This is a genomic window from Streptosporangium sp. NPDC020145, from assembly GCF_040631275.1.
Taxonomy (GTDB): Bacteria; Actinomycetota; Actinomycetes; order Streptosporangiales; family Streptosporangiaceae; genus Streptosporangium.
Genome location: NZ_JBEXZT010000002.1, coordinates 23,581 through 41,245 on the forward strand (window position 1 = coordinate 23,581; position 17,665 = coordinate 41,245).

At 72.1% G+C, this 17,665-nt stretch carries 13 protein-coding genes; 6 read left to right on the plus strand and 7 right to left on the minus strand.

Going from position 1 to position 17,665, the window contains the following annotated elements:
• Nucleotides 1-6: 6 nt before the first annotated feature.
• From ABZ463_RS02770 to ABZ463_RS02785, 4 genes are all read right to left on the minus strand, one after another.
• Complete coding sequence (locus ABZ463_RS02770; RefSeq protein WP_362772267.1) at nt 7-1,530, minus strand: amidohydrolase family protein; 1,524 nt, start codon at nt 1,528-1,530, stop codon at nt 7-9.
• 107 nt (nt 1,531-1,637) lie between these two features.
• Entirely contained in the window at nt 1,638-5,207 is a 3,570-nt protein-coding gene (locus tag ABZ463_RS02775) for a DUF4153 domain-containing protein (protein WP_362772269.1), read from the minus strand.
• A 65-nt stretch (nt 5,208-5,272) separates the two neighbouring features.
• On the minus strand, nt 5,273-5,962 hold the full coding sequence (locus tag ABZ463_RS02780; protein ID WP_352009774.1) for a response regulator transcription factor: 690 nt from the start codon (nt 5,960-5,962) through the stop codon (nt 5,273-5,275).
• A gap of 160 nt (nt 5,963-6,122) precedes the next feature.
• A complete protein-coding gene (locus ABZ463_RS02785; RefSeq protein WP_352009775.1) occupies nt 6,123-7,049 on the minus strand; it encodes a GNAT family N-acetyltransferase in 927 nt (308 codons plus the stop codon).
• A gap of 420 nt (nt 7,050-7,469) precedes the next feature.
• Here ABZ463_RS02785 and ABZ463_RS02790 point away from each other — a divergent pair, with 420 nt between their 5' ends.
• From ABZ463_RS02790 to ABZ463_RS02810, 5 genes are all read left to right on the plus strand, one after another.
• A complete protein-coding gene (locus ABZ463_RS02790) occupies nt 7,470-9,023 on the plus strand; it encodes a serine/threonine-protein kinase (protein WP_362772271.1) in 1,554 nt (517 codons plus the stop codon).
• The gene (locus ABZ463_RS02795) at nt 9,020-11,053 is read left to right on the plus strand and encodes a hypothetical protein (protein ID WP_362772274.1); all 2,034 of its coding nucleotides are present in this window, start codon (nt 9,020-9,022) and stop codon (nt 11,051-11,053) included. The genes ABZ463_RS02790 and ABZ463_RS02795 overlap by 4 nt, the downstream gene beginning before the upstream one ends.
• The gene (locus ABZ463_RS02800) at nt 11,046-12,569 is read left to right on the plus strand and encodes a serine/threonine-protein kinase (RefSeq protein WP_362772277.1); all 1,524 of its coding nucleotides are present in this window, start codon (nt 11,046-11,048) and stop codon (nt 12,567-12,569) included. Before ABZ463_RS02795 ends, ABZ463_RS02800 begins: the two co-directional genes overlap by 8 nt.
• A complete protein-coding gene (locus tag ABZ463_RS02805; protein WP_362772280.1) occupies nt 12,562-13,896 on the plus strand; it encodes a hypothetical protein in 1,335 nt (444 codons plus the stop codon). The genes ABZ463_RS02800 and ABZ463_RS02805 overlap by 8 nt, the downstream gene beginning before the upstream one ends.
• A 121-nt stretch (nt 13,897-14,017) precedes the next feature.
• Nucleotides 14,018-14,209: a hypothetical protein gene (locus ABZ463_RS02810; RefSeq protein WP_352009780.1), complete on the plus strand. Its 192-nt coding sequence runs from the start codon at nt 14,018-14,020 to the stop codon at nt 14,207-14,209.
• 66 nt (nt 14,210-14,275) lie between these two features.
• Here the strand turns inward: ABZ463_RS02810 and ABZ463_RS02815 are convergent, their stop codons facing one another.
• Together ABZ463_RS02815 and ABZ463_RS02820 are read right to left on the minus strand one after the other, a co-directional pair.
• On the minus strand, nt 14,276-14,581 hold the full coding sequence (locus ABZ463_RS02815) for a DUF3817 domain-containing protein (protein WP_352009781.1): 306 nt from the start codon (nt 14,579-14,581) through the stop codon (nt 14,276-14,278).
• A 59-nt stretch (nt 14,582-14,640) separates the two neighbouring features.
• Nucleotides 14,641-15,402: an SURF1 family protein gene (locus ABZ463_RS02820; RefSeq protein ID WP_352009782.1), complete on the minus strand. Its 762-nt coding sequence runs from the start codon at nt 15,400-15,402 to the stop codon at nt 14,641-14,643.
• A 134-nt stretch (nt 15,403-15,536) separates the two neighbouring features.
• On the opposite strand from ABZ463_RS02820, the gene ABZ463_RS02825 reads away from it, so the two are divergent.
• Nucleotides 15,537-15,704 (plus strand): hypothetical protein, encoded by a 168-nt coding sequence (locus tag ABZ463_RS02825; protein ID WP_352009783.1) that lies wholly within the window; start codon nt 15,537-15,539, stop codon nt 15,702-15,704.
• A 90-nt stretch (nt 15,705-15,794) separates the two neighbouring features.
• On the opposite strand, the gene ABZ463_RS02830 is transcribed toward ABZ463_RS02825, so the two are convergent.
• A complete protein-coding gene (locus ABZ463_RS02830) occupies nt 15,795-17,540 on the minus strand; it encodes a gamma-glutamyltransferase family protein (protein WP_362772285.1) in 1,746 nt (581 codons plus the stop codon).
• Nucleotides 17,541-17,665: the final 125 nt, after the last annotated feature.

Here is a 17,665-nt window from a genome sequence, read left to right on the forward strand (position 1 = left end):
TATCCGTCAGGGTCTGATCGCCCTTCCGGGGGTGGCCCCGGTGAGCGTTCCTCCGGCGAGCACCGCGACTCCGGAGACGAGGACGTCGTCGACACCGGCCGCGGGGACGCGGGGGTCGGCGTAGGTGGCCAGGTCCTGGACGCGGGCGGCGTCGAGAACGACGACGTCGGCCACCTGACCCGCGCGGATCAGGCCCCTGCCGGTCAGGCCGAAACGCCGGGCGGGGTGGGAGGCGAGATGGACGGCGGCCTGCTCCAGGGTCAGGTCACCGGTGTCGCGGACGTGGTGGCCGAGCATGCGGGCGAAGGCCCCGTAGCCCCTGGGGTGCGGATGCCCTCCGACGTAGATGCCGTCGGAACCACCGGTGTGGGCGGGATGCCGCAGGATCGCGCGGACCGACTCCTCCCCTTCCGGTCCCTCGTCGGGGCGGGCCATCACGCACCCGGCCTCAAGGCGGGTCGCGACCAGGATCGCGCGGCAGAACTCACCCGGTTCCGCGCCGGCCCGCTCCGCCGCCTCGGGCAGCGTCAGCCCCTCCGCCCACTCGGCCCCCGGGACGTGCGAGAGGGTGATCCTCGGCCAGATCGTCTCGTCCCACTCGATCCGCTCGGACTCCAGCAGACTGAGCGCCCTGTCCGTGTCGGCGGCCGGAATCCACGACGGCAGCGCGACCATCGCCAGGATCGTGCTGCCCCGCAGGTAAGGATAGGTGTCGAAGGTGACGTCGAGACCTTCGTCGCGCGCCCGGTCGACCATCGGCAGCAGGGTCGCCGCCGGACCGTGGTAGTGCGAGACGTGCACGGCGGCGCCCGAGCGCCTGGCGATGTCGGTCACCTCGGTCATCCCGGTCGTGGCATTGACGCCGTAGCCGCGCATGTGCGTGACGTACGGCAGAGCGCCGAGGGGCGCGCAGAGCGCGGCCAGCTCGGCGGCGTCCGCGTAGCGTCCCGGGGCGTACTCCAGGCCCGTGGAGAACCCGGCCGCCCCCTCGGACAGGCCGCGCTCGACCCGGGCGAGCATGGCGGCGAGCTCGTCGGCCGACGCCGCCCGTTCCGCGGCGCCCATCACGTCGTAGCGGATCGTGCCGTGCGGCAGCAGGTAGACGGTGTTGAGCGCGCTCGCCCCGTCGTAGCCCGCCAGCAGCTCCGCCACGCTCAGCGGGCCCTCCGCGTGGGGGTGGGCGCCGTTGACCGCGGCGAAGTAGCGGGTGGCGTAGGCGAAGGTCTCGGGGGTCGAGGTGGGGGCGAAGGACAGGCCGTCCTGACCGAGGACGAAGGTCGTCACGCCCTGGCGCAGCGCGGCGAGCTGCACCTCCGGGTCGAAGACGAGGGCGTCGCCGTGGACGTGGCAGTCGATCAGACCGGGCATGACGTGGCGCCCAGAGGCGTCGATCACCGTCGCGGCCTCCGCCCCCGTCAGTCTGCCGACCGCGGTGATCTCGCTCCCGGTGATCCCGACGTCCGCCAGAAAGGCCGGGGCGCCGGTTCCGTCCAACACCCAGCCGTCTCTGATCAACACATCAAAGGACATGCTCGGATTCAATCATTGAAGAGGGATTCCGTGCATCTTCGAGCGTTCCAGCCGTCCGGGGGTGACTCGCCGTGACGCCGGAGGCGGTCGGCGAGTCCCCGCCGGAATCAGTCGTACGGCCCCCGGGAGGAGGTGGTCGCGCACTCAGGGCCGGAGAGCACCGGGCGTTCGGCCAGCAGATCCCTGGCCCGCTGGCGGGCGAGGTTCCATCCGTTCCACGGGTCGGGGGCCGCGAGGTCGTTGGCGGCGACCACGTCCCGCAGCACACAGCTGCGCATCGGCTCGGGCAACCGGTCGAGCGCGGGTACGGCCTCCGCCCCGAGGTCGCCCAGGTAGGCCTGGTCGAGCCGTTCGACACCCCGGATGGCGACCTGGGTCTCGGCGACCCGCAGGTCGGGGTTCCACACGGCGAACGCCAGCAGCGCGACCCCGGTCATCATCACCATCGCCCTGGGCAGCCATCCCGCGTGGCCACGCCGGGTGAGCCGTACCGCCCCCGCGGCCAGGACCAGCACGAAGACGGCGCCCAGCCACCAGATCGCCGCCTCGACCGAGGCCCGCAGCCGGGAGAAGCCGTAGGCGTCGACGTAGAGGTCGAGACGGTGCAGCGCGGAGGCCAGGACCACCAGGGTCAGCGCGCAGAGCAGGCCGAGCAGGCCGGCCATCAGCCACCTCTCACGCCCCCCGAGATCGACCAGGACCGAGGCCGCCGCCACGATGGCCAGCACGAACACGCTGACGATGACGAGTTGGAAGAACCCTGACCTGGCGTACTCGGCGTAGGTCAGCCCCACGGCGGAGACCACCCACCGGGTGCTGCCGAACAGCACGGTCAGCTGCATCCCCACGAACACGGCGAACAGCAGGTTGAGAGCGACCAGCGGAGGCACCCACAGGCTCCGGCCGACCGTGAGCCGCAGCGTGGGAACCCTCGGTTCGGCCACGGGACGCAGGCCGACCAGCACCGCCGCGGCGACCAGCACCCCGAAGACCGCGAACAGCACGATCCGCACCGGCATCGACGCCGCCCAGTCCTGCGCCAGCAGAATCCGTTCGACGGCGTCGGCGAAGACCGCGTCCGCCGAGACGAACAGCCCGCCGAACAGCAGTACGAGCACCAGGCTCAGCCCGACCCCGACCAGCGCGGGCACCACTCGTCTGCGCAGGGACGCCCCCTTGACCGACTCCGCGAGGAACCACGGCACGGGCGGTAGCGCGATCAGCACCGAGGCGGCGCCCCTGACCACCCCGAGCCAGCCGCGTCCCACCCCCGACAGGGCGAGGGCGGCCAGCAGGAACCCGGCCAGCAGGAGCGAGGCGACCAGCCAGTCCGAGTCCCTGAACACCGCGACCGTGACGAGTCCGTACGCGACCACCCCCAGTCCTGCCGACCACGGTGTGATCCGGTGCCGGGCGACCGGCAGAACCGCCACACCCATGGCGACGGCGACGAGCACGAACCCCAGCCCGATCCGGCTGTACGGCAGGGCCAGCGCCGCGACGAGGCCGACACAGGCGCCGGCGGCGAGCATCCAGCGGGGGGTGGCGGGCAGTTCGGGCCTGGGGAACAACGGCGGGGCCACATATCCCCCCGGCGGCCCTCCCGAGCCCTTTCCCGAAGGACCCCCGAAGGGGCTTCCCGGAGAACTTTCCGACGTCCCTCCCGGGAGGCCTTCCAGCGTGCCGTCCGGGGAACCTCCCGAGGAGCCCGTCCCCCGCTCGCCACCGGTGGTTTCCCGCGTGGCGCCGGTCGCTCGCGCGCCCCACGGCCCGCTGCCGTGCCCCGCCGGCCTCGGTATGACGGGACGCTCCGGGAGGCTTCCCGCGGCCCTGGCGTAGGAGTCGGTGATCCCGAGCACCGTGCCGACGAACCCGCCGCCCAGCGTGATCAGGAAACCGGCCAGCGCCCCCAGCAGCGGGCTCATCGAGGCGATGATCAACCCCGTGACCACCCCGCAGACCAGTCCGGCGATCCCGCCGCCGAAAAGTCCGGCGAACGCCCCCGCCCAGTTGCGAGGCGGCCGGGACCGACGGGGGACCCCCGGCATCGGCCCCCACGCGGCGGACCGATACGACCCGCCCACCGCGGGTCTCCGCTCGGAGGACAGATGCGACTCGCCTGCCCTCGGCTGCTCACGCGCTGAGGACTCGCTCACCACCGGCCCGTTCGCCGAGGACGGGTGCGGTTCACCCGGGGCCGACGGCTCCACCGCCCCGGGCTCGGTCCTCCGGGGAGGTTCACCGTCTCCTTCGGCGTACCGCGCGAATCCGGCTGCGCCGGCACTTTCCCTGGGTCCGGCCAGACCACCCTCGACGGCATCGGAGAGCTTCGCGTTCTCACCGGTTCCCCCGGCCCGGTGGGCGGGCCCGGCGGACTTGCCGGATTCCGTGATCTCCGGCGACCCCGTCCCCTCGGAGGAAGGCACGGCTTTCCCGGCCTCGTCCGAATCGCCGTGTTCCCGAAGCGCCTCAACCCCCGAGTCCCCGGTGGATTCCGCCGTCTCAGGGAGCCGTGGGCCTTCCCCTCGCGCCTTGGCGGGGTTGCCGGGCGTTTCGGATCCTGCGATCTCCCGAAAACCAGATCCCTCGACGGGCGCCTCGTCCTGGGAGAGCCGGGCGCCCCCCGTGGCACCGGTACGGCCGGTGGCGTCAGCCGGTCCGCGCGACGCCCGGGTGAGGGTCGAGGCCGAAGAACTTTCCGGAAGGTCGACCACGACACGGCAGCCCCCGCCGTCCTCGACGTGGATGCAGCCGCCGTGCAGCTCGACGATCTCCTTGACGATGGCCAGCCCGAGGCCTGCGCCGCCCACGTCCGCCGCCCGCCCGGCGTCCAGCCGGGAGAAGCGCTCGAACGCCCGAGCCCGGTCCTCCTGCGGGATGCCCGGCCCCTGGTCGGTCACGCGCAGCCGTACGCCGTTCTCCCGTGGGGCGGCTCCGAGCACCACGACCCCGCCCGCGGGGCTGTGCCGTACCGCGTTGTCCAGCAGGTTCGCCAGCACCTGCGCCAGCAGGTCGGGGTCGGCGTGGGCGCTCAGGCCCGCGGGCACCTCACAGCGGGCGGTGACGCCCTCCCTGGCGAGTACGGCTTCGCGCAGCGCCTGTTCGCACAGCGGCCGGAGCTCGACCTCCTCAAGCTCGATCGGCCTGGCCCCGGAGTCGAGACGGGACAGGTCGAGAAGCTGGGCGACCAGTCTGCCGAGCCGCTCCGTCTGGGACAGGGCGGTTCCCAGCGTGACGGGGTCGGGCGTCGAGACGCCGTCGACCACGTTCTCCAGGACCGCCCTGAGCGCGGTGATCGGTGTGCGCAGCTCGTGGCTGACGTTGGCGACCAGCTCGCGCCGCTGCCGGTCGACCTCGCCGAGGTCGGCCGCCATCGCGTTGAAGGCACGGGCGAGTTCGCCGACCTCGTCACGTGAGGTGGCGGCGACGCGCAGACCGTAGCGGCCCTTGGCGATGGTCTGCGCGGCGGCGGCCATCTCACGCAGCGGTTTGGTCATCCCCCGGGCGAGCAACTGCATCATGACCAGGGCGAACGCGACGGCGACCGCGACGCGGACGTTGCGCGGATATCCGGCGTTGATGCCGACCTCGTTGGCGACGAACGCCGCGGCGACGGCCAGCAGCATGACCATGCCGATCTTGACCTTGATCCTGCCGAGGAAGTCGAGGGGTCTCAATGGGGCCCGTCCGTTGGTCGAGTGGTGGCGGTTCGGAGGATTTCCGGTACTGAAAGAGGAGCGGGTCAGTTACGGACGAGGGCGTAGCCCACTCCGTGGACGGTCCTGACCACGCCGGGGCCGAGTTTGCGGCGCAGCGCGCGCACGTGGCTGTCGACCGTCCGGGTGGCGGCAGCCTCGGAGAACCCCCAGATGTCGGCGAGCAGCCGTTCACGTTCGTACACCTGGCCCGGCCGCTCGGCGAGACGGCACAGCAGGTCGAACTCGGTCCTGGTGAGCTGCGCCTCCGCTCCCCGCACGTAGACCCGCCGCTCCGCGGTGTCGATCTCGACGTCACCGACCCGGATGACCGTGTCCTCGACGGCGAGCTGGGAGGCCCGCTCCACCCGGCGCAGCAGCGCGTGCACCCGCGCGACCAGTTCGCGCATGCTGAACGGCTTGGCCATGTAGTCGTCCGCGCCGACCCCGAGGCCGACGAGCAGGTCGGTCTCCTCACCCAGTGCGGTCAGCATGAGCACGGGCACCGGCCTGGCGGCCTGCATCCTGCGGCAGACCTCCAGGCCGTCGAGGCCGGGCAGCAGCCGGTCGAGCACGACCACGTCGGCCCCGGCCCTGGCGTAGGCCGTGAGCGCCCCCTCCCCGTCACCCACGACCTGGACGTCGAAGCCCTCGGCCGTCAGCCGGTGCCCCACGGCCCGCGCGATCGTCTCGTCGTCCTCCACCACGAGGACACGTCGTTGTTGGGGGGATGTCATGCCTCGCAGCGTAAGGGGGCCGCGTGCAGATCACCTGTGATGAATTGTGAAGGTTTCGCGCACTCCGCCCGGCCCCCTGACCGACTTCCGGCGCCCCGAGCGTCTCGGACATCTCTGATATCTCCGACATCACGGCCAGAGGGCGCGGGCGTGGCCGGAACTACATGAGCACCATCCGGTGGCCGGTGACGCGGTAACCCAGCCGGGCGAACGAGGCGGCCATGGGGACGTTGCCCAGGTCGGTGTTGTCGTAGACCTGGGGCTCGCCCTCCGCGGCGAAGATGTGCAGCGCCTCGGTGACCAGATCGCCGGAGTAGCCGTGGCCACGGTGCGCGGGATCGACCCCGACGTAGCCGACCGTCGCCGAGCTGTCGTTGCGGGTCGGCATCACGACGCCGACCAGCGCTCCGGACGCGTCGTGAGCCAGGCGCCAGCGGGAGCGCCCGCCGGGATACCCCGCGAGCGCCGTGAGGGTCTCCCTCGCCGTCGCCTCGGCCCCCTTCTCGGCGCTGGTGCGCCGGTCCCAGGAGTCGAGACTGTCCCCGGCGACCCTGGCGAGCAGGCCGAGCACGGTCTCGTCGTCGTCTGCCGGGGTGAAGGTGAGACGGACCGACCTGGGTGGCAGACCGTACTCGGGAAGCCAGCGCAGGTTGAGCCGTTCGACGGTCCTGCGCCAGCCCAACCGCTCGGCGGCGTCGATCCGGTCGGTCGCGTCCGCCAGCGCGTCCGGCTGCTCCTGCCAGCCGACGGGCAGGAACAGGTGGTACTCGGGCCGGGTGTCCCCTTCGGGAAACAGCCCCGTAAGGGCGGCCTCCAGCAGGGCGGCGCCCGTCTCGACCCGGTCGTCACCGTGGCCGGGGTCGAACCAGTCGAGAAAGGCCGGACGGTCGGAACCCTCAGGGGCCCAGAAGGCCGCACGCGCGACCACCTCGTCGCCACGCGACGCGACCCAGACCCACCCCGACCGGTAGCCGAGCTCCTCGAAGGGCCGGGGACGCAGGCCGACTCCCGATGCGGGCACCGGACCGTAGCGGTGGAACAGGGGGAACTCGTCCGCCTGGAGCGGACGGAACAGCAGATCGGACATGTGAAACTCCAGAAAGCATGTGCGCCTCCCGGATCTCAGGTGGTCTGCCACCCAAGACGGGGACGCGTGATCAGATCGGTGGGCATCTGTTCCTCACTCCTTTCTTTCCAGGGCCGGCCTCCTGAGGACCGGCGGGCAGACGTTAACCGGCCGAGCGACCCGCGCTCAACCGGATAAACCGGCCTCCGAGCGGGGTGCAGCCGCCTCCCCGGAACCGTCACCGTGGGCATCACGCCGACAGAATGGCCCGATCCGGGAACGGCCGTCGGCACCGAATCCCGTTCTGTGGATAACTCCGCACCCCGTGCGCGGCCACCTTTCGTTTCAGCAAGTCCTCATTCATTGGTTCATATGGCGCTAAGTGGCTATGTTGCTGTCCGCGATGGGACGGCGAACGGGGTGGGTGGGATCGACACTCAAGTGCTAGCGGGCCGCTATCGGCTGCTCAACCCCCTCGCTGAGGGCGACACGGGGGCGGTCTGGCTCGCCGCTGACGAGATGCTCCGCCGTGACGTGGCGGTCAAGGAGGTACGGCTCCCGCCGGGCCTCGACCCCGTCCGGCGGCAGGAGGCGTGCGCCTCCGTTCTCAGGGAGGCCAACCTGGCCGCCCGCCTCAAGCACCCCTCGATCGTGACCGTCCACGACGTGGTGATCGAGCACGAGCGTCCCTGGCTCGTCATGGAGCTGTTGTCCGGAGCCTCCCTTGAGGAGACCGTCAGCAGACGGCAGCCGCTGCCTGTGCACCAGGTCGCCAGGGTCGGCGTGGGAATCCTCAGCGCGCTGGCCGCCGCGCACGCCGCCGGGGTCGTACACCGGGACGTCAAGCCGGGCAACGTCTTCCTCACCCGCACCGGGCGGGCCGTACTGACCGACTTCGGCTTCGCGGCGGTCGAGGGAGAGGAGACGGCCGGACGCACCGGCCAGCTGATCGGCTCCCCCAACTACATCGCCCCGGAACGCCTGCGCGGCGAACGCGGCGGCCCCGCCTCCGACCTGTGGTCGCTGGGCGCGACACTCTACTTCGCCGTCGAGGGAACACCCCCGCACCCGGCGGAGAGCCCCGTGGCGGCGATCGGCCGGGTGCTGACCGACCCCGCCAGACCTCCCGAGCGGGCGGGGCATCTCGGCCCGCTGCTCATGCGGATGCTCGCCCCCAGGGCCGAGGAACGGCCCTCCTTCGAGGAGGCCGCCCGCATCCTGCAGGAGATCGCCCTCGGCCGCCCCGGCGCCGAGGTGGCCGTCGTCTCCCCCGCCCCCGAGTCCCTCCCCCCGGCGGAACCCGAGGCGGCGCCCGTCCCCGCGGGCAACCGCGGGCGCACCCTCGTGTGGGCGGCCGTCGAGGTCACGGCGGTCGTCGCGGTCATCGCGGCGACCACGGGGGTGGCCCACTTCGCCTTCGGCCGTACGGTCCAGCAGGGGCCGCCCAGGCTCAGCGAGAAGCCGGGCGCCTTCACCGTCCCGGTGGACCTGTGCGAGCTGATCTCCGCGGCCGACGTCAAGAAGCTCCTGCCCGTCGTGAAGGCCCCGGGCAAGCCGACCAACCAGGGAGGCTGTGAGTGGATGAGCCCCGGAATCGGCCTTGACGTCCAGCCCGCTCCCCCCGGCAAACAGTGGGGCAAGAGCCCACGCCAGGCCCACGAACTCTTCGTCAACCAGCGCAACGGCACACTGCCCAGCGGGCAGATCGGGTGGGGCTGGTCCGAGATCGGGGCGGCCATGCACTCGGCCAGGACCACGGGGCCTCTCACGGTCAAACCCGTGGGGGACGAGGCGTTCGGCTACGACCTGTACGACAACAGGAAGACCGGCAGGCTCGAACAGAGCCACGTGGTCCTCCGCGTCGACAACCTGGTCCTCGACGTCACCTACACGGTGGTCAACGGTTCCAAGGACGGTCCCGCGATCCAGGCGGGCGCCCACACCGCAGCGACCTGGGTCGCGCAGGCACTGAACAAGCAGAAAGCGAGAGGATGAACCGTCCAGACGTCCCGGACTCGCAGGGCAGGCGCTCGGGCAGGCACGCGGTGAACGCGCCCGGTTCCGCGGTGCTCGAACAGTCCTCACTGGAGCAGGTGGTCGAGCGGGCCGGACCGTTGACCCCTCAGCAGGCCGCCACCATCGGCCTGGCCGTACTGGACCAGCTCGTGGCCGTGCACAACCGGGGGATGCTCCACGGTGACGTGCGTCCGGGTTCGGTGCTGATCGGCCCCCGTGACCATGTCACCCTCGCGACGCCCACCCTGCGTTCCCCGGCGTTCACCGCCCCCGAGGGGGTGACGGGGCCCGCGGCCGACCTGTGGTCACTCGGCGCGACCCTCTACACCGCCGTCGAGGGACGCGCTCCCTCGCCCGGCGGGTCCCTGGACAACGCGGGGATGCTGGGCTCGGTGTTGTTCGCGCTGCTCTCCGGCGACCCCGCCCAGCGGCCCGAGCCCGGGGTGCTGCGCAACACCCTGCTCGACCTGTCCCGCAACGGCGGCCACACCCCGTTGCCGCCGGTCCGCGCGGACGCGGTGCCTCCGCCGTCCCCCTGGGCGGCCTCCACGCCCTTCCCCGCGGATCTCCCGACGATCCCCCCGGCCTCCTCCTACCCCTCGGACCCGTTCTCCTCCGGCCCCCTCTCCTCCGGGGCGTTCACCTCGGGACCCTCGGAATCCTTCACCTCGGGCCCTTCGAGGGCGTTCGCCTCAGGCCCCTCGGAGGCGTTCGCCTCGGGACCGTCGGAGGCGTTCGCCTCGGGACCGTCGGAGGCGTTCACCTCAGGGCCCTCCGAGGCGTTCTCCTCAGGCCCCTTCACCTCGGGCCCGTTCAGCTCGGACCCGTTCTCGTCAGGACCGTCGGGGCCGTCAGGGCCGCCGGGACCGCCGCGCCCTCCAGGGGCGTCAGGAGCCCAGGAAACACTGGAACCAACAGGACAATCAGGACCGTCCAGTCCCCAAGAACACTCCCAGAACGGCCCTGAGAACAGCCGTCAGGCCGAGACACGACCCGGGCCCCAGCCTGAGCCACTGTCTGAACCACTGCCCGAACCACCGACCGGAGCGGTACGCGAAGCAGCGCCCGGAGCGCCGTCGAAACCGCTGGCCGAACTGCTGGCCGGGCCGCCGCCGGAGTCACCGCCGCAGTTCGAAGGGGCCATCCCCACCTCGCCCTTCCCGAACCAGCCCCAGAACCCGCATCCCCAGCCGCAGACCCCGGCACCGCGGCCCCCTGCGCCCCAGGCTCAGCAGGTCCAGGCCCAGCAGATCCAGGTCCAGCAGCCCCAGCAGGCACCCGCCCCGCGTGAGCCGGTTCCGGTGTCGCCGATCCAGGAGAGCGCGACGCGACCGCCCACATCGGCGCGGCGTTCCTCCGGGGTGCTCGTGCCCCGCCCGATCGTCGGGCTGACCGGCGGGTTGCTCCTGGCCATGGCGGTCACCATCGGTGTCCTGCTCTCCCAGCGGATCGGCGCCCCCGTCGAGGCCGAGGCCCGCGCCCCCGGTCCCGGCGGCGCTCTTTTCGCCTCCGCGCCCAGGGCGTGCAGCCTGCTGGACGACAAGCAGGCCGCCGAGGTCGTGCCCGGCTTCCGTAGCTCCGAGGTCGAGCCCTCCTCCTGCGACTGGCTCGCCTCGCTCGACCTGCACAAACCGGGCGTCGAGAAGTTCGACCTCAGCGTACGGCTGGTCGCCCAGAAGCAGGACGCCTCCGGGGTGGCACGCGCCAAGCAGTACCTGTCCGGAAAGCGGCAGGACATCCTGGAGAAGATCAAGGTGCTCACCCCCAAGCCCACGACGCCGAAGGCCCTCCAGGGAGTCGGTGAGGAGGCCTTCAGCACCGGGGTCTTCAACCAGTACAACCTGTACGGCGGGGCGTACCGGGTCACCGTGGTCCTCCGGATCAGCAATCTGGTCGCGGAGATCGACTACAGCCGGTACGGCGTCAAGAACGACTCGGACGGCCAGATCGCGGCGGGCGCGGAGAAGGTCGCCCGCTGGCTCAGCACCTCTCTGAAGACCAATGGCTGACCAGGCGCCGCCCGTGCTCGCGGGCCGTTACCGTGCGCTCGACCGGCTGGGCGCGGGCGGGATGGGGGTGGTCTGGCGGGCCAGGGACGAGCTGCTGCACCGCGAGGTCGCGATCAAGGAGGTGCTGCTCAACCGGAACCTGACCGAGGCCGAGCGGGTGGAGGCGTACGAACGCACCCTCCGCGAGGCCAGGGCGGCGGCCCGGCTGAGCCACCCGTCCATCGTGGCGGTGCACGACGTCATCGCCCAGCAGGGGCGCCCCTGGATCGTGATGGACCTCGTCCGGGGCCGTTCCCTCGACCGGGTGATCCGCGCCGAGGGACCGCTGCCGCCCCGGCGGGTGGCCGCGATCGGGGTGGCGGTGCTCGACGCGCTGACCATGGCGCACGGCAGGGGCATCATGCACCGCGACGTGAAACCGGCCAACATCATGCTCGCCGACGACGGCGGGGTGCTGCTGACCGACTTCGGCATCGCGACGGTCGAGGGGGACGCCCAGCTGACCTCGGCGGACTCGCTGGTCGGCTCCCCCGGGTACATCGCCCCCGAACGGCTGCGCGGCGACGACAGCCCCGCCGCCGACCTGTGGTCCCTGGGCGCCGCGCTCTACGCCGCCGTCGAGGGGCGGGGGCCGTTCCAGCGGGGTGTCCCGGTGGCGACCCTGGGCGCGGTGCTGACCGAGCCGACCCCGTTCCCCGCCCGCGCGGGGGACCTGGCTCCGGTACTGCTGGCCGTACTGGAGAAGGATCCCCGGCTGCGGCCCGGTGCGGCGATGCTCCGTACGGCGTTGCAGCGGGTGGCGCAGGGGCTGCCCGCGGGCCCGCTGACCCCCGCCGAGCCGGTCACCGAACCCGGTGGAGCCTCGCGGCGGGCGGGGCGGATCAGGACCGGGTGGCTCGTCGGAGGCGGGACCGCGGTCGTGGCGGCCGGGATGACGACCGCCGTACTGCTGGCCACCGGGGGCACGGCGACGCCCTCCCCCTCGCCGTCCCCGTCCGGGACGACGGCGGAGGCGGGCGCGGGGCGGTTCTCGGCGGATCCCGACCCGTGCTCCATGCTCGAACCCGCCCAGGTCCGCACCCTCGGCCCCACCTCGGCCCCGTTCTTCGTCAAGGCCAAGGGGGACGAGGAAGCGTACTGCAGCTGGTCCGACCCCTCGGACGGCCCCGCGCTCAGGGTGCGGTTCGCCCGTAAGACCCCGGTCTCCGGGAAAACGGCGCCGGAGGTCGCCCACGCGTTCTTCGTCGCCGAACGCGTCAAGTCCAAGGCCGACGAGGGGACCTCCCCCGTCGGCTGGGTCGGCCCGCTGCGCGATGTGAACCGGGTCGGCGCCGAGGCGTTCGCCTACGACATGGGCGTCCTCGACCAGGCGCACGCCGTGATCCGCTTCCGGATCAGCAATCTGCTGGTCGAGGTCAGCCTGTCGGAGAAGGCCAAGCGGGTGAGCCCCGAACTGCGCGCGCGGAGCCTTCGCGCCGCCAGATTCGCCGCCGAGGAGCTGAACAGCCGTGACTGACGTGTCCCCCGATCCCGGTCTGCTGGCCGGGCGTTACCGGCTGCTCGAACGCCGTGACCACACCGGCACCTCGTGGCGGGCCCGCGACGAGCTGCTCGGCAGGGAGGTCACGATCGCCGAGGTACGGCTGCCGCCTCCCGGCCCCGTCCGTGACCGGCTCCTCGCCCAGATCCGCGCGGCGGCCGACCTCAGGCACCCCGGGGTCACCACCCTGCACGACGTGATCTCGGCCCCCGACCGGATGTGGCTGGTCGCCGAGGCGGTGACGGGCCGTTCGCTGGTCCAGATCGTCAGGCACGAGGGTCCGCTTCCCCCCGAGCGGGCGGCCGAGGTGGGCCTGCGCGTGCTGGACGCGCTGAACGCCGCCCACGAGCGGGGCGTCAACCTGGCCGCGACCCCCGACACGGTGGTGCTCGCCGCGGACGGCCGGGTCGTGCTGACCGGCATCCTGAACCCCTCCGGCGCCGACGAGATGCGGGATCTGGGCACCACCCTGTTCACCGCCATGGAGGGCAGGGCGCCGAGCACCGGGTCGGTAACCGTCCCCAGGATGGCGGACGGCTCGCCGCTCGCCGCCCCCTCCGACCTCACCGGCGGGGTGACCACGGGCTCGGGCGTGCTGGCGCCGATCGTCGAGGGCCTGCTCGCGGCCGACCCTTCCCAGCGTCCCGACGCGACCTCGGTCCGTCTCGCGCTCGAACAGGTCTCCCCCAAGCCCGCGAGGTCGCCTCTCCGGTCCCCGCTCGTCATCGCGGCCGTCGCGGCCGTGGTGCTCGCGGTCGCCGGAGGGGTCGTCTGGGGTCTGACCCGCTCCTCCGCGCCCGTGGTCGAGGTGGCGCCGTACGTGGACCCCGGGCCCTTCGCCGGGAAACCCGCCGCGAAGGGGCTCTTCACTGCCGAGCAGCTCGGGCGGCTCGGTGTGAGGACCGATCCGACCGGCCCCGACGATCACCTCATCTGGGGTACGGCGAACGACAACGACCCGGGGAACCTCAAGCGTCAGCTCGCCGTCGAGGAGAAGCTGTATCCGTCGGCGGCCGAGGCCTCCGAGGCACTCGCTCGCCGCGTGGCCACGGCCGCCAAGAAGCGGACGAACGACTACGGAAGCGCGCAGACTCCTCTGAGGCCCGTCGGTGGGCTGGGCAACGAGGCCGTCGTGGGCGAGGTCTCCGGGGGTGGTTACTCGGTGACCGTGATCGTCCGGGTCAACAACCTGCTGCTCTTCGTCCAGTACCAGAACTCCGCCGGTCCGGCCGACGAGGAGATCATGCGCAACGCCCTCACCGCGGCCAGGTGGGGGGTCGAGTCACTCACCCGGGGCCACTGATCCCGGCCGGGTCAACACGATATATCTCGGATGGAACCCGGGAGGGCGCCCACGCGTTGGACAGGAGACGCACAATGAACGACAGGCGGGGCGAGCGCTCCGCGTTCGGAGGATGTTGACGATGTCGCCGGTCCAGAAGTACCTGCTCGGCGCAGGCGCGGTGGTGTTCCTGTCGTGGCTGTTCCTGCCCGGTCTGCTGTTCACGCTCGTGGTCCTGGGCGTCATCGCCGCCCCGATCGTGGGCTACCTGATGCTCGACCCGTCGCAGCGCGCCAGGCTCAAGCGCGCCCGCAAGCGCGGCCTCGGACGATAGCCGGCGGACGGGCCGCGGCACCCCCGCGGCCCCGCCCGTCCATCAGGGCCGGCCATGAGAGGCCGGTCAGGCCGCCGCGAGCTCGGCCTCGACCCGCCGGGTGACCTTGCGCTCGAAGACGAACGACAGCAGCGGGACGGTGCCCGCGAGCATCACGCCCACGATGTACGGCCACGACCAGCGGGCCTTCATGCCCAGATTCATCGCGGCCACAAGATAGAGCATGTAGAGGAACCCGTGGATCGGGGAGACGACCCTCGACGGCCCGGCGATGTCGAAGCCGTACCTGAGCACGATGCACGTGACAAGGACGAGCAGCATCACGCCGACGACGTACGCCAGGATGCGAAAGGGCTTGAGGGCGGATTCCACGTCATCTACCTCGGTCTGGGAGTTCGGGACACTAAACGATATGTCGGCTTCCGCGGGCTTCAGGCCGCGGCGGGCTCGGGTTCCTGCTCCCGCTCCGCCGTACGGCTTCGCACCATGTCACGCAGGAAGTGCCACCACATGAAGACCGCGAAGAGACCGAAGATCCACCACTGGGCGGCGTAGGCGAGGTTGCGCCAGGAGAAGCCGCCGGGCTCGGTCGGCGGGGCGACGGCGACCGGCTTGACCGCCACGGCCGGGGCCGGACTGTGGGCGGTGGCGATCACGAACCCGTCCCGCAGCCTCACCCCGCGCCACAGGTTGACCAGCTCCGCCGACGAGACGGTGAGCACCTGCCCCTCGGGCAGCCTCTCACCCCCGCGCCGCACGCTGTCGGTCGCCTCCGAGGGCTTCAGGCGCCCCGTCACGGTCACCGTCCCCGACGGTACGGCTCCCGCCCCGGCGGCGGGGTCCGTGGCCCCGGGCACCCAGCCGCGCACGACCGGGACGGAGGTGCCGTCGCCGAGGTCGAGGGGGGTGAGCAGCCACGCCCCGCCGTCCCGTCCGGCGACCAGCAGCTGCCTGGAGGCGTCGTAAGTCCCCGAGGCGGTGACCCTGCGGCTGACCGCCTCGCTTGTCATGTGCCTGCCGGGCTGGGTGAGGGTCGCGACGGCGACCGGTGCGGGGTCCTGCGCCGCCTGTGGCCTGCCCGAGTCCTCGAACACCCCCAGCTGCCAGCGGCCGAGCAGCCCGCACACGACGAGCGCTCCGATCGCGAGCAGGTGGAGCACCAGCGCGCGAGGAGAGAACAGGGTCCGGAGCATGACACCACGCTATCCGCCCGACCCGGTGGTCCTGTCTTCAGCATCGCCCACCGAATACCCAAGCACCATGGATGCCTACGAAAGTGACATGAACCGGTAGTGACGCGGTCATGGATGTCGCTAGAGTCAGCCCCATGTCTGAACCTCAGATGGACCCTGCGGGCAACACCCAGCAATTCAAGGCGTTCGCCCAGCGTAACGAGCCCGAGGCCGCGCCCGCCGGGCGGTCGCTGCTCACCCCGATCCTGATCGTGGTCGGAGTCCTGATCGTGGCGGTCCTGGCCTTCCTCCTGTTCCGCTAGGGCCGCTCCTCCCGGGGCCACCCTGACAGAACGCAGCGCCGACGGCATTCGCCATCGGCGCGTTTCGCGTTCTCCGGGGCCGGGAGGTCGTCAGCGGCGCCCGCTCACCACCAGCGCACTGCCGCCCCCTCGCCTGACCGGCTCGGCGACGGCCTGGACCCTGCCGCCGCCGAGGAACTCAAGACCGGTCGCCGCGCCGATCTCCGGGTTCAGCACGAGGCTGTGACCCCTTGCCGTCAGTTCGGGGCCGTAGCGGTCGATGAAGCCCTGCTCCGCCTGGGTCTGCGCGGTGTTGCGCTGGGTGGCGCGCGGCGCGGCCAGCGCCTGGGGCAGCGTCATGCCGAAGTCCCAGCGGTTGACCAGGATCTGCAGCACGGTGGTGATGATCGTCGAACCGCCGGGCGAACCGACCGCCAGCAGCGGCTCACCGTTCCTCAGCACGATCGTCGGGGCCATCGAGGAGCGGGGCCGCTTGCCGGGACCCGGCAGGTTGGGGTCGCCGGGGGCCGGGCCGAAGGTGAAGTCGGTCAGCTCGTTGTTGAGCAGGAACCCCCGTCCCGGGACGACGATGCCGTTGCCGCCGGTGGACTCGATGGTGATGTTGTAGGCCACGACGTTCCCCCACCGGTCGGCCACCACCAGGTGGGTGGTCTCCGGCCCCTCTGCGGGAATCGGCTTCGCGCTCTCCTGCGATACGGCCCGGCACGCCCCGTAGGAGCCGTCCGGGTCACCGGGCGCGGCCGGGGCGGGGATCGCCCGCTCCCCGATCAGGCAGGCGCGCTCCTTGGCGAACCCCTCCGACAGCAGTTGCCCAAGCGGCACCCCGGGGATGTCGCCGACGTACTTCCCCCGGTCGGCGAAGGCCAGCTTGGAGGCCTCCAGATACTCGTGCGCCCCGACCCCGGGCAGGGCCTGCAGGATGTTGAGCGCCTCACCGACCGTCGAGCCTCCCGAGGAGGAGGGCGCCATGCCGTAGACGTCCATGCCCTTGTAGGTGACCTTGGTCGGCCGGCGTTCCACCGCCCGGTAGGCGGCCAGGTCGGACAGTTCCATCAGGCCGGGCCGTACGGTCCTGGTCGAGCCGGGGGTGACCGGCGGCCGTTTGACCGTGGCCACGATCTCGGCGCCGAGACGCCCGCCGTACAGCCAGGAGCCGCCGCGCCTGCCGAGCTGCCGGTAGGTCTCGGCCAGCTCCGGGTTGCGGAAGGTCGAGCCGACCGCGGGTGGCGCGCCCCCGGGGAGGTACAGCCTGGCGGTCGAGGTGAAGTCCTTGAACCGGGCGGCGTTCGACGCCGTCTGGTCGTGGAAGGTCTGGTCGACCGTGAACCCCCGTGAGGCGACCTCGATCGCGGGCCTGAGCGCCTGACCGAGCGAGAGCGTGCCGAACCGCCTCAGGGCCAGCTCCCACTGCGCGACGCTGCCCGGGACCCCGGCGGACAGGCCGCTGGTCACCGCGTCGTCGAACGGGACGCCCTCCAGCGAGGAGGACCGCATCGCCCTCGGCGCCGTCTCCCTGCCGTCGATGGTGTGCACCCTGCCGTGGCGGGCGTCGTAGTAGACGATGTAGCCGCCCCCGGCGAGCCCGGCCGAGTACGGCTCGGTGACGCCGAGCGTGGCCGCGCCCGCGACCGCGGCGTCGATCGCGTTTCCGCCCCTGCGCAGCACGCCGAGCGCGGCTCTGCTGGCGTCCAGGTCCACGGTCGCGACCGCGCCGCCGTACCCCTCGGCGACGGGTTGTTTCTCCTGCTGCGGGGCCGCGGTGGCGGGCCGTACGAGCAGGACGGAGCTTCCCGCCAGAATCGCGGCGGCGAGCACGGTTGAGCCTCGACTGATCATGTTGGCCTCCCGCAGCCCAGCTTGACTCAGTTGACCGCCCATGTCAGCCCCCCTCCTACGCCCGGCGGTGTAGTGCCGTCTGCCGCCGGGGGCGGACGCGCAGGTCAGGGCCGGGACGTAAAGTG

Excerpts from the sequence above, each read along its gene's own strand:
- ABZ463_RS02810 (WP_352009780.1), top strand. The coding sequence starts at position 14,018 with ATGTCGCCGGTCCAGAAGTACCTGCTCGGCGCAGGCGCGGTGGTGTTC.
- ABZ463_RS02820 (WP_352009782.1), bottom strand. The coding sequence starts at position 15,402 with ATGCTCCGGACCCTGTTCTCTCCTCGCGCGCTGGTGCTCCACCTGCTC.
- ABZ463_RS02800 (WP_362772277.1), top strand. The coding sequence starts at position 11,046 with ATGGCTGACCAGGCGCCGCCCGTGCTCGCGGGCCGTTACCGTGCGCTC.
- ABZ463_RS02785 (WP_352009775.1), bottom strand. The coding sequence starts at position 7,049 with ATGTCCGATCTGCTGTTCCGTCCGCTCCAGGCGGACGAGTTCCCCCTG.
- ABZ463_RS02770 (WP_362772267.1), bottom strand. The coding sequence starts at position 1,530 with ATGTCCTTTGATGTGTTGATCAGAGACGGCTGGGTGTTGGACGGAACC.
- ABZ463_RS02825 (WP_352009783.1), top strand. The coding sequence starts at position 15,537 with ATGTCTGAACCTCAGATGGACCCTGCGGGCAACACCCAGCAATTCAAG.
- ABZ463_RS02780 (WP_352009774.1), bottom strand. The coding sequence starts at position 5,962 with ATGACATCCCCCCAACAACGACGTGTCCTCGTGGTGGAGGACGACGAG.
- ABZ463_RS02795 (WP_362772274.1), top strand. The coding sequence starts at position 9,020 with ATGAACCGTCCAGACGTCCCGGACTCGCAGGGCAGGCGCTCGGGCAGG.
- ABZ463_RS02830 (WP_362772285.1), bottom strand. The coding sequence starts at position 17,540 with ATGATCAGTCGAGGCTCAACCGTGCTCGCCGCCGCGATTCTGGCGGGA.